Raw genomic sequence first — 12265 nt, 5'->3', positions numbered from 1 at the left:
GTTCAGTCAATGTTGATGTCGACTGACACACCGCTTTCGCGAGCAGGCTCGCTCCCACAGGGGGCTGCGGTGCTCACGCAGGTGGCTTGTCCCCGCTTCCCATGTCAGACACCCACGCCCCGATGTTTTAGTTTTTCCAGGCTGCGCGCCGTGTGCACGGACTCGCTGCTGCGCGCTCCTTTTTTCCGTATTTACAGCAGGTTACCTCATGCATTTCAGCGAACTGATGGCTGTTATTTCCACCCATGCGATCCGCCTTCAACAGGAAGATGAAGACTTGGTCATTCTGGGCAGCGACGACGCGCTGGATGATGCGTTGTGGGATAGCCTTTCGGCGCACAAGGCGCAACTGCTGGAGCTGGTCGCCGAACACGGCGGTGACTGGTTGAGCCCGGCCTTTCGCATCACCCCGGACATGCTGCCGCTGGTAAATCTGCAGCAGGAAGCGCTTGACCGCATCGTTGCCACGGTGCCGGGTGGCGCCGCCAATGTGCAGGATATTTATCCGCTGTCCGCGTTACAGGAGGGCATGCTTTATCACCATCTCTCGGCGGTTGCCGGCGACCCCTACAGCTCTCAGGCGCTCTTCGTGTTCGACAGCCAGGAACGGCTGGAGGCGTTCGCGCAGGCGTTGCGTTGGGTGGTCAAACGGCACGATATCCTGCGCACTTCGTTTGTCTGGGAATACCTCGACGAGGCCGTGCAAGTGGTCTGGCGCGAGGCGCCGCTGGTGTGTCAGGAAATCATCGTCGATAGCGGTGCCGACGTGCTGGCGCAACTGCTCGAACGTCACGCGCTACAGAACTTCCGTCTCGACATCCAGCTAGCGCCGCTGCTGCGCATCGTCTATGCGCAGGATCCCGCCGAGGGCCGCGTTGTCGCGCTGTTGCTGTTTCATCACATGATCATTGATCACGTGGCGCTGGAGGTGATACGCCGGGAAATTCAAGCCTATCTGCTCGGGCAGACCGCGCAAGTGTCGGCGGCGGTGCCGTATCGCGATCATTTGGCCAGGGCACGCAATGCTGGCAATGAGCAGGCTCAGGAAGCGTTTTTCCGCGAGATGCTTGCCGACATCGACGAGCCAACGCTGCCGTGCGGTGTGCAGGATGTACAGGGCGACGGCCACGCCATCGAGCAAGCCTCGTTGATGCTCGACGGTCGCTTGATCCGGCAGTTGCGCGAACAGGCTCGGCAGTTGGGCGTGAGTGTTGCAAGCCTGACGCACGTGGCACTGGCGCGGGTACTGGGGCAATTGTCCGGGCGCACGGCGGTGGTGTTCGGCACCGTGCTGCTGGGGCGGATGGACGCGGGCGAGGGCGGTGAGCAGGCGTTGGGGATGTTCATCAACACGCTGCCGCTGCGGGTTGATGTCGGCGAGCAGAGCGTGCGTGCTGGCGTGCTGGCGGCACATCGGCGCCTGACCGCGTTGCTGGCCCATGAGCAAGCCTCGCTGGCCCTGGCCCAACGCTGCAGCGCAGTGGCTGTGCCAACGCCACTGTTCAGCGCGATCCTCAATTATCGGCACAACAGCGCCGAAGCAATCGCTGACGTGATCGACATTGCCTCCGGTGTACAAATGGTGGGCGTCCGAGGGCGCACCAACTATCCGCTGACGATCAACATCGATGACCTCGGCGAAGACTTGCGTATCACCGCGCTGGCGGATGCCGTGCTCGGCGCCGAGCGCATGACGGCTTATCTGAATGCCGCGCTGGAAAGCCTGGCCACGGCCCTGCAACACACGCCTGATGCGCCGCTGCACACTCTGCAAATCCTCCCAGCCAGCGAACGCCAACAGCTGCTGCGCGGCGGCAATGCTCCGCTGGCGCAGTTCGCCGAAACGCCGCTGATTCACCAGCAATTCGAAGTCCGTGCGCGCGCCCGCCCGGACGCCACGGCGTTGATTTTCGAAGGGCAGACGCTCAGCTACGGCGAACTCAACCGCCGCGCCAATCAGGTCGCCCACCACCTTCTGGCGCTGAACATTCGTCCTGACGATCGCGTGGCCATCTGCGTCGAACGTGGCCCGCAAATGATCATCGGCCTGCTCGGCGTACTCAAGGCCGGCGCCGGTTACGTGCCGATCGACCCGGCCTATCCACTGGAGCGTATTCATTTCACCTTGCAGGACAGCGCCCCGGCAGCCGTGCTCCTGCAAGCCGCGACGCGCGAGTGCGTGGCTGATCTCGACGTGCCGCAGATCGACCTCGACAGCGGCCACCTGAAGGCCGAACTCGACAGCAATCCGCAGATCCCCGAACTGACACCAGCCCATTTGGCCTACGTGATCTACACCTCCGGCTCCACCGGTTTGCCCAAAGGTGTGATGGTCGAGCACCGCAATGTGGCGCGGCTGTTTTCTGCCACCCATGACTGGTTCGAGTTCAATCAGCAGGACATCGGGGCGCTATTCCATTCCTTCGCGTTCGACTTCTCGGTGTGGGAAATCTGGGGCGCGCTGGCGTTTGGCGGGCAATTGCTGCTGGTCCCGCAAGCCGTCAGCCGTTCGCCAGACGACTGCTATGCACTGCTGTGTAAAACCGGCGTAACCGTGCTCAACCAGACGCCGAGCGCGTTCCGCCAATTGATCGCCGCACAGGGTCGCAGTCCGTTGCAGCACTCCCTGCGTGAAGTGATCTTCGGTGGCGAAGCGTTGGAGCCGGGCCTGCTCAAACCGTGGTATGCGCGGGTCGGCAATGCCGGTACGCGGCTGGTGAATATGTACGGCATCACCGAAACCACCGTGCACGTGACCTATCGGCCGTTGCAGGCTGCCGATGCGCAGTTGGTCGGCGTCAGCCCGATTGGTGTGCGCATTCCCGACCTGCAACTGTATGTCCTCGATGCTCAGCGTGAACCGGTTCCGGCCGGCGTGATTGGCGAGTTGTACGTTGGCGGCGCAGGTGTCGCGCGCGGTTATCTGAACCGTGAAGCGCTGACGGCCGAGCGTTTTATCAATGATCCGTTCGGTGAAAACGCCGATGCGCGGTTGTACAAAACCGGCGACCTCGCACGCTGGGCCGCCGACGGTAGCCTCGAATACCTGGGCCGCAATGACGATCAGGTGAAGATTCGCGGTTTCCGCATTGAACTGGGAGAAATCGAAGCTCGTTTGGCGGCCTGCGCAGGTGTGCGTGAAGCCGTGGTGATCGCTCGTGAGGACAGCCCCGGCGATCAACGTCTGGTCGCGTACTGGCTGGCCGACGCAGGCGCCGCGCCGGACGTGGCGCAATTGCGCGATCAACTGCTGGCGTCGCTGGCTGAGTACATGGTGCCGAGCGCGTTCGTGCGTCTGGACGCTTTGCCGCTGACCACCAACGGCAAGCTGGACCGCAAAGCCTTGCCGGCGCCGGACAGCGAGGCCTTTGCCCGGCGTGGTTTCGAAGCACCGGTCGGTGCCGTGGAAACGCTGATTGCCGGGCTCTGGCAAACATTACTGGGCGTCGAGCAGGTCGGTCGCCATGACAACTTCTTCGAACTCGGCGGTCATTCGTTGCTGGCGGTGAAGCTGATCGAGCGCATGCGCCAGCAGGATTTGCATTGCGACGTGCGCGTGCTGTTCGGCCAGCCAAGCGTGGCGGCGCTGGCGGCGACCTTGAGCAATGAGCGCGTCATCGTCGTGCCGGACAACCTGATCGAGCCGGGATGCTCGCGCATTACCCCGGCCATGCTGCCGCTGACCCATCTCGATCAAGCCGCGGTTGACCGTGTCATCGCCAGCGTGCCGGGCGGTATTGCCAATGTGCAGGATATTTATGCTCTGGCGCCGTTGCAGGCGGGGATTCTCTATCACCATCTGGCAACCAGTACCGGTGATCCGTATGTGTTGCAGACGCAATTCGCCTTCGACGGTCTGGCGCAGATCAAAGACTTCGTCCGTGCCTTGAACAGCGTGATCAAGCGCCATGACATTCTGCGCACCGGCATTGTCTGGGAAGGGCTGGAAGAGGCGGTGCAAGTGGTCTGGCGCGAGGCGCCGCTGGCGCTGGAACGCGTCGATGCCGATGAGCTCGACGGCGATGTACTGGCGCAGATGCAGGCGCGTTTCGATCCGCGGCACTATCGCCTGGACCTCAATCGCGCGCCGCTGATGCGCTTTGTCTACACCGAAGATCGGTCGCATAACCGCTGGATCGGCATTCTCCTGATGCACCATATCGTCCTCGATCACACCGCTCTGGAAGTGCTGGTTGCGGAAATGAGCGACGTCATGCTCGGCCGTAGCGTCGATCTGCCGCCGCCGGTGCAGTATCGTAACTTTGTCGCACAGGCGCGGCTCGGGGCCGATGATCAGGCCCACGAAGCATTTTTCCGCGAGATGCTCGCCGACATTGACGAGCCGTCTGTGGCCTTCGGTTTGCAGAACGTGCACGGCGACGGCAGCGACATTCTCGACAGTTACTTGATGCTGGATGCCGGCCTCGGCCAACGTCTGCGCGAGCAGGCGCGGCGTCTCGGTATCAGTGTCGCGAGCCTGGTGCATCAGGGCTGGGCTCAGGTCCTGGCACAGGTTTCCGGCCAGCAGGACGTGGTGTTCGGCACCGTGCTGCTCGGGCGCATGCAGGGCGGAGACGGCGCTGATCGGGCGCTGGGCATGTTTATCAACACCTTGCCGCTGCGCGTCAGCGTCGGTGTTGAATCGGTAGAAAACGGCGTGCGTGCCACCCATGCGCGCCTGGCGCGGTTGCTCGGTCACGAGCAAGCCTCGCTGGCGCTGGCCCAGCGTTGCAGCGGTGTCGCCGGTTCGCAGGCGCTGTTCAGCACCTTGCTCAACTACCGCCACAGTGCGCCCGAGTCGGCCGCTGTAGCGTGGGATGGCGTGCAGATTCTCAGCTCGCGCGAGCGCAGCAATTATCCGCTGGTGGTCAGTGTCGACGACCTTGGCGAAGGTTTCCGTTTGAGCGTGCAAGCCGTGCCGCAGGTGGATGGCGCGCGGGTCTGCGATTACTTGCAGACCGCTTTGTACAGCCTGGTCACGGCGCTGGAGTACACGCCGACGGCGCCGTTGCAGCAACTGTCGATTGTGTCGCCGAGCGAGCGCCAACGGGTGCTGGTCGGCTTCAATATCAGCGGTCGTGAATACCCGCCCGCGCAGACCGTGCCGCGCCTGTTCGAAGCGCAAGTAGCGGCGCATCCCGAGGCCCTGGCGGTGGTGCAAGGCGAGCAACGGCTCAGCTACCGCGAACTGAATCAGCGCGCCAATCGCCTCGCTCACCACCTGATCGGCCTCGGCGTGCAAGTCGATGACCGTGTCGCGTTGTGCCTGCGTCGTGGCCCGGACATGCTCGTTGCGCTGCTGGCGATTCTCAAGGCTGGCGCGGGTTATGTGCCAATTGATCCGGATTACCCGGCTGAGCGCATCGCCTACCTGTTGCAGGACAGCGACCCGATCGCGGTGCTGGCGCAGGCGTCGACACGCGAACTGCTCGGCAGGGTGCCGGTGATCGATCTGGACGCCAGCGACTGGCAGCACTTGCCGGACAACAATCCGCAACGGCCGGTGCTGACGCCGGCGAATCTGGCCTACGTGATCTACACCTCGGGTTCTACCGGTCAGCCGAAAGGCGTGATGGTCGAGCACCGGACGTTGGAAAACCTCGTGCACTGGCACGCCGAAACCTTCGATCTGCACGCTGGCAGCCACACCGCCAGCGTCGCCGGTTGCGGTTTCGATGCGATGGCGTGGGAAGTCTGGCCGGCACTGTGTGTCGGCGCGACCTTGCACCTGCCGCCGTCCTCGATCGGCAATGAACACCTCGATGAACTGCTCGAGTGGTGGCGCACGCAACCGCTGCAGGTGAGCTTTCTGCCGACCCCGGTGGCCGAATACGCATTCAGTCGTGAACTGGGCCATCCAACCCTGCGCACGCTGCTGATCGGTGGCGACAAGTTGCGGCAATTTCCGCGTGATCAGACCTTCGCGGTGATCAATAACTACGGTCCGACCGAAGCCACGGTGGTAGCGACTTCCGGGCTGATCGAGCCCGGCCGGGTTTTGCACATCGGCCGGCCGATCGCCAATGCGCGGGTTTACCTGCTGGATCGTCAGCAACAACCTGTACCGAGCGGTGTGCAGGGCGAGTTGTATGTCGGTGGCGCCGGGGTTGCACGTGGCTACCTGAATCGACCGGAACTGACCGCCGCACACTTTCTCGACGACCCGTTCAGCGATGAACCGCAGGCGCGCATGTACCGCACCGGTGACCTCGCGCGCTGGCTGGCTGACGGCAACATCGAATACCTGGGGCGCAACGATGATCAGGTGAAGCTGCGCGGCGTGCGCATCGAGCTTGGCGAAATCGAAGCGGCGTTGAGCGCCCACGACAAGGTCCGCGAATGCGTTGTGCTGGTGCGTGATGGGCGTCTGGTTGCATGGTTCACCGAAATCGATCCTGTCGAAACCGGCGACCTGCATCGCCACCTGCAAACCCGACTGCCGGACACGTTGGTGCCGGCGGCTTACGTGCGCCTGCACAGCCTGCCGCTGACCGCTCACGGCAAACTCGACCGCAAGGCCTTGCCCGAGCCGGATCAGCACGCCTGGCTCAGCCGCGAATATGAAGCGCCACAAGGTTCGGTGGAGATTGCGCTGGCGAAAATCTGGGCCGACGTACTGAACATCGAACAGATTGGCCGTCACGATAATTTCTTCGAACTCGGTGGCCATTCGCTGCTGGCGGTGAGCCTGATCGAACGCATGCGTCGGGCCGGTTTGAGCGCCGACGTGCGGGTGCTGTTCAACCAACCGAGCCTTGCTGCTTTGGCGCGTGCCTTGGGCAGTGGACGGGAAATCGAAGTGCCGGCCAATCTGATTCCGGCCGATTGCACCCGCATCACGCCCGACATGCTGACCCTGACCACATTGGATCAGGCCAGCATCGAGCGCATCGTCGCCACGGTGCCGGGCGGCGCCGCCAATGTGCAGGATATCTATCCGCTGGCACCGTTGCAGGAAGGCATTCTTTATCACCACTTGAGCGCTGAACAGGGCGATCCGTACCTGCTGCAATCGCGTCTGGCTTTCGACAGTCTCGAACGTTTGCAGACCTTCGCCGCACACTTGCAGCAGGTCATCGCCCGTCACGACATTCTGCGCACCAGCGTGGTCTGGGAAGGCCTGCCCAGCCCGCAGCAGGTGGTCTGGCGCGAAGCGCAGATGGTCGTGCAGCAATTGCCGCTGGAGGCGCAGAACGGCGACATTCTCGAACAATTGCACGCACGTTTCGATGCCCGGCATTACCGCCTCGACCTGAATCAGGCGCCGCTGATTCGCATGGTCTACGCCGAGGATCCGTTGCAACAGCAAGTGGTCGCCATCGTGCTGTTCCATCACTCGATTCTCGACCACACCGCCATGGACGTTATCGGTCGGGAAATGCACGCGTTGATGTTCGATCAGTTCGACACGCTGACGCCGCCGATGCCGTACCGTAACTACGTGGCGCAGGCCCGTCTCGGCGCCGATGAGCAGGAACACGAAGCGTTCTTCCGCGAGATGCTCGGTGATATCGACGAGCCGACCTTGCCCTTCGGTTTGCAGGATGTGCAGGGTGACGGGCGCGGCATTGAAGAAGCGCTGCAACCGGTCGATGCCGCACTCAATCTGCGCCTGCGTGAACAGGCCCGGCAGTTGGGTGTCAGCCCGGCGAGCCTGATGCACATGGCCTGGGCGCAGGTGTTGGGCGTGGTGTCCGGGCGCCGCGACGTGGTGTTCGGCACTGTGTTGATGGGGCGCATGCAGGGCGGCGAGGGTGCCGACCGCACGTTGGGGGTGTTCATCAACACCTTGCCGCTGCGGGTCGATCTCACGGAAGGCGTGCGCGCCGGGGTGAAAACCACCCACGCACGGCTGACGGCGCTGCTCGGTCATGAACACGCCTCACTGGCGCTGGCCCAACGTTGCAGTGCCATGACCGGTTCCGCACCGCTGTTCAGCGCCTTGCTCAACTACCGGCACAGCGCCGCCGAACAACAGCCGCACGACGGTCAGGGCATCTGGCAAGGCGTGCGCATGCTTGGCGGCGAGGAGCGCAGCAATTATCCGCTGACCCTGTCGGTGGATGATCTGGGCGAAGGTTTTGCCTTGGACGTGCTGGCGCTCGTCGACATCGGTGCGCAACGAATCTGCGGTTACATGCACACCGCACTCGAACATCTGGTGACGGCACTGGAGCAGACGCCGCAACGTCCGCTCAACCGTTTGCCAGTGCTTTCGGTGGCCGAGTACGAGCACGTGCTGGTCGGCTTCAACCAGCACTCAGCGGCCTATCCGCGTGGCGCGACGATCCACCGCTTGGTCGAAGCTCAGGCCGAGCAGCAACCGGATGCTTTGGCAGTGGTTCAAGGCACGCAGCAACTGACCTACGCGCAGCTCAATCAGCGCGCCAATCGCCTGGCCCATCACTTGCTCGGGCTCGGCTTGCAGCCCGATGACCGCATCGCCGTGTGCCTGCGCCGCAGCCCGGACATGCTTGTCGCGTTGCTGGCGATCCTCAAGGCCGGCGCCGGTTATGTGCCGGTCGACCCGGCGTACCCGGCGGAACGCATCGCCTATCTGTTGCAGGACAGCGCGCCGATGGCGGTGCTGGCGCAGGCTGCGACGGCTGATTTGCTTGGAAGCGTGCCGCTGATTGATCTGGACAACCCCACCTGGCAACAGCTCTGCGACAGTAACCCGCAATTGCCGACGCTGACCCCGGCGCATCTGGCCTATGTGATCTACACCTCCGGCTCCACCGGCCAGCCGAAAGGCGTGATGGTCGAACACGCAACACTGGAAAACCTTGTGCACTGGCACTGCGAGGCCTTTGATCTGCGCGCCGGCAGCCACACGTCGAGTGTCGCCGGCTTCGGTTTCGATGCCATGGCGTGGGAGGTCTGGCCGTCGCTGTGCGTCGGCGCGACCCTGCACCTGCCACCGCAGTCGGTGCGCAACGAGCACTTGGATGAATTGTTGGAATGGTGGCGCGCGCAGCCGTTGCAGGTGAGTTTCCTGCCGACGCCGGTGGCCGAATATGCATTCAGTCGCGACCTCGGTCATCCGACCTTGCGCACGCTGTTGATCGGTGGCGACAAATTGCGCCAGTTCCCGCGTGAACAGACCTTCGCGGTGATCAACAACTACGGTCCGACCGAAGCCACGGTGGTTGCCACCTCCGGCGCCGTCGCGGCCGGGCAGGTGCTGCACATCGGTCGGCCAATGGCCAACGCCAGGGTTTATCTGCTCGACGACCAGCAGCGCCCTGTGCCGGTCGGCGTCGCCGGCGAGTTGTATGTCGGGGGTGCCGGTGTGGCGCGCGGTTATCTGAACCGGCCAGAGCTGAGCGCCGAGCGCTTCCTCGACGACCCGTTCAGCGATGAGCCACAGGCGCGCATGTACCGCACTGGCGACCTTGCTCGCTGGCTCGCCGACGGTAGCGTCGAATACCTGGGACGTAACGATGATCAGGTCAAACTGCGCGGCGTGCGCGTCGAGCTGGGCGAAATCGAGGCGGCGCTGAGCGGTCACGAAGCCGTGCAGGATTGCGTGGTGCTGGTGCGCGACGGCCAGTTGCTGGCGTGGTTTACCGAACGCCTGAACGTCGAGATCGAGGATTTGCGCAATCATCTGCAAGCGCAGTTGCCGCAAGCTTTGGTGCCTGCCGCCTACGTGCGCCTGCAAGCACTGCCGCTGACGGCCAACGGCAAACTCGACCGCAAGGCATTGCCGGAACCGGATCAAACGGCGTGGTTGAGCCGCGAATATGTTGCACCGCAAGGTTCGGTGGAAATCGCGCTGGCGCAGATCTGGTCGGACGTACTCAACGTCGAGCAGGTCGGTCGTCACGATAATTTCTTCGAGTTGGGCGGGCATTCATTGCTGGCGGTGACGCTGATCGAGCGCATGCGCCAGGTCGATCTGAGCACCGACGTGCGCGTGCTGTTCAGCCAACCGACGTTGGCCGCACTCGCTGCGGCGGTGGGTAGCGGTCGCGAGGTCGCAGTGCCGGACAATCTGATTGCCGCCGATTGCACGCACATCACTCCGGACATGCTGCCACTGGTGCAACTGGATCAGGCCAGCATCGAGCGCATCGTCGCCACGGTGCCGGGTGGCGCGGCCAACGTGCAGGATATTTATCCGCTGGCGCCGTTGCAGGAAGGGATTCTGTTTCACCACCTCAGCGCCGCGCAGGGCGATCCGTACCTGCTGCAATCGTGTCTGGCGTTCGACAGCATCGAGCGGGTTCAAGCGTTCGCTGCGGCGTTGCGCCAGGTCATGACGCGCCACGACATCCTGCGCACGTCCATTGCCTGGCAAGGGCTCACGGCGCCAGTGCAAGTGGTCTGGCGGCGTGCCGAGCTGCCGGTACACGCGGTGGCGCTGGAGCCGGCGCAGGGTGATGCCATCGATCAATTGCGTGCGCGCTTCGATGCGCGGCACTGGCGTCTGGACCTGGAACAGGCGCCGCTAATGCGTCTGGTGTATGCCCTCGATCCTCACAATCAGCGCGTTGTGGCCATGCTGCTGTTCCACCACATCGCCATGGACCACACCGCGCTGGCGGTGGTCAGCGCAGAAATGCAGGCGATTTTGCAGGGTGATGAGTGGCTGCCGGAGGCCGCTGTGCCGTACCGCAATTATGTTGCGCAGACCCGCCTTGGCGTCAGCGAGCAAGAGCACGAAGCGTTCTTCCGCGAGATGCTCGGGGACATCGATGAACCGACGCTGCCATTCGGTTTGCAAGATGTGCACGGCGACGGCAATGACATCGAGGAAGTCTGCCAGGCACTGCCCGCCGTGGTGGCGCAGCGTCTGCGCAGTCAGGCGCGGTTGCTGGGCGTTAGCGTTGCCAGTCTGTTCCACCTCGCCTGGGCGCAAGTGTTGGCGGCAACGTCCGGTCAGGAGCGGGTGGTCTTCGGCACGGTGCTGCTTGGCCGCATGCAGGGCGGGGCGGGCGCGGATCGCGGGCTGGGCATGTTCATCAACACCCTGCCTTTGCGTGTGGAGGTCGACGAAACCAGCGTGCGCGCCGGGGTCAAGGCGACCCATGCGCGGCTCAGTGCGCTGTTGGCCCACGAACATGCTTCGCTGGCACTGGCCCAGCGTTGCAGCGGTGTCGCGGCGCCCTCGCCGTTGTTCAGTGCGATGCTCAACTACCGGCACAGCGACAATGAAACCCGCCAGGACGCCAAGCGTGAAGCCTGGCAAGGCATCCAGTCCCTGGCCGGTGAGGAACGCACCAACTATCCGTTGACCCTGAACGTCGATGATCTGGGCAACACTTTTGAACTGACAGTAATGACCCCGTCGCGCCTGGGGGCGGCACGCATCGGTCAGTTCATGCAGAACGCGCTGAGCGCGCTGGTTGAAGCGTTGGAACACACGCCACAGCAACCCTTGAACCGCCTGAGCGTGTTGCCGGAAGAGGAGCGACAGGCGTTGCTGTTCGGCCTCAACGACACCCACGTCAATTACGATTTGCAGCAGACGCTGCACGGTTTGTTCGAGGCGCAGGTGCGGCGTACGCCACAGGCTGTGGCGCTCGTCATCGGCGATCAGACATTGAGCTACACCCAGTTGAACGAGCGCGCCAATCGCTTGGCCAGGCACTTGATCAGCCTTGGCGTGCAAGTGGATTCGCGGGTGGCGATCTGCGTCGAACGCAGCCTGGAAATGGTCATTGGCCTGCTGGCGATCAACAAGGCTGGCGCTGGTTATGTACCGCTGGACCCGACCTATCCGCCGGAGCGTCTGGCCTACATGCTCGAGGACAGCGCGCCAAGCGTGGTGCTGGTGCACGCGGCGACCCGCGCGTTGCTGCAAGACATCTCGGCAACGGTAGTCGACCTCGATCAGAACAGCTGGCAATCCTTGTCTGCCGACAATCCGCAGATCCCGGCGCTGACGCCACAGCACACTGCGTACGTGATCTACACCTCCGGCTCGACCGGCCAGCCCAAAGGCGTGGTCAACGAGCATGCCGGTGTGGTCAACCGCTTGCTGTGGATGCAGGACGCCTATCGCCTGAGCGCTGCCGACTCGGTGTTGCAGAAAACCCCGTTCAGCTTCGACGTGTCGGTGTGGGAGTTCTTCTGGCCGCTGATGACCGGCGCGCGACTGGTCATGGCCCAGCCCGGCGGGCACAAGGATCCGCAGTACCTGAGCGAGGTGATCGAGCGTGAAAACATCACCACGCTGCACTTTGTACCGTCGATGCTTGATGTGTTCCTCGCCAACAGCGACACCGCGCGCTGCGACGGCGTGCGTCAGGTGATGTGC

Annotated in this window: 1 protein-coding gene (running past one end of the window); it reads left to right on the top strand. The window is 63.4% G+C overall.

Annotated elements, in window-relative coordinates:
• Positions 1-208 precede the first annotated feature (208 nt).
• Positions 209-12265 carry the 5' portion of a non-ribosomal peptide synthetase gene (locus JFT81_RS08145; RefSeq protein ID WP_201226872.1) on the top strand. 960 nt of this gene lie beyond the right edge of the window, so only the first 12057 of its 13017 coding nucleotides appear in the window; the start codon lies at positions 209-211; its stop codon lies off the right edge, out of view.

The sequence above is a fragment of the Pseudomonas sp. TH43 genome (assembly GCF_016650635.1).
In the GTDB taxonomy this organism is placed as follows: Bacteria; Pseudomonadota; Gammaproteobacteria; order Pseudomonadales; family Pseudomonadaceae; genus Aquipseudomonas.
Note: the sequence above shows the minus strand (reverse complement) of the source record. Positions and strands in the feature narration are given on the sequence as shown.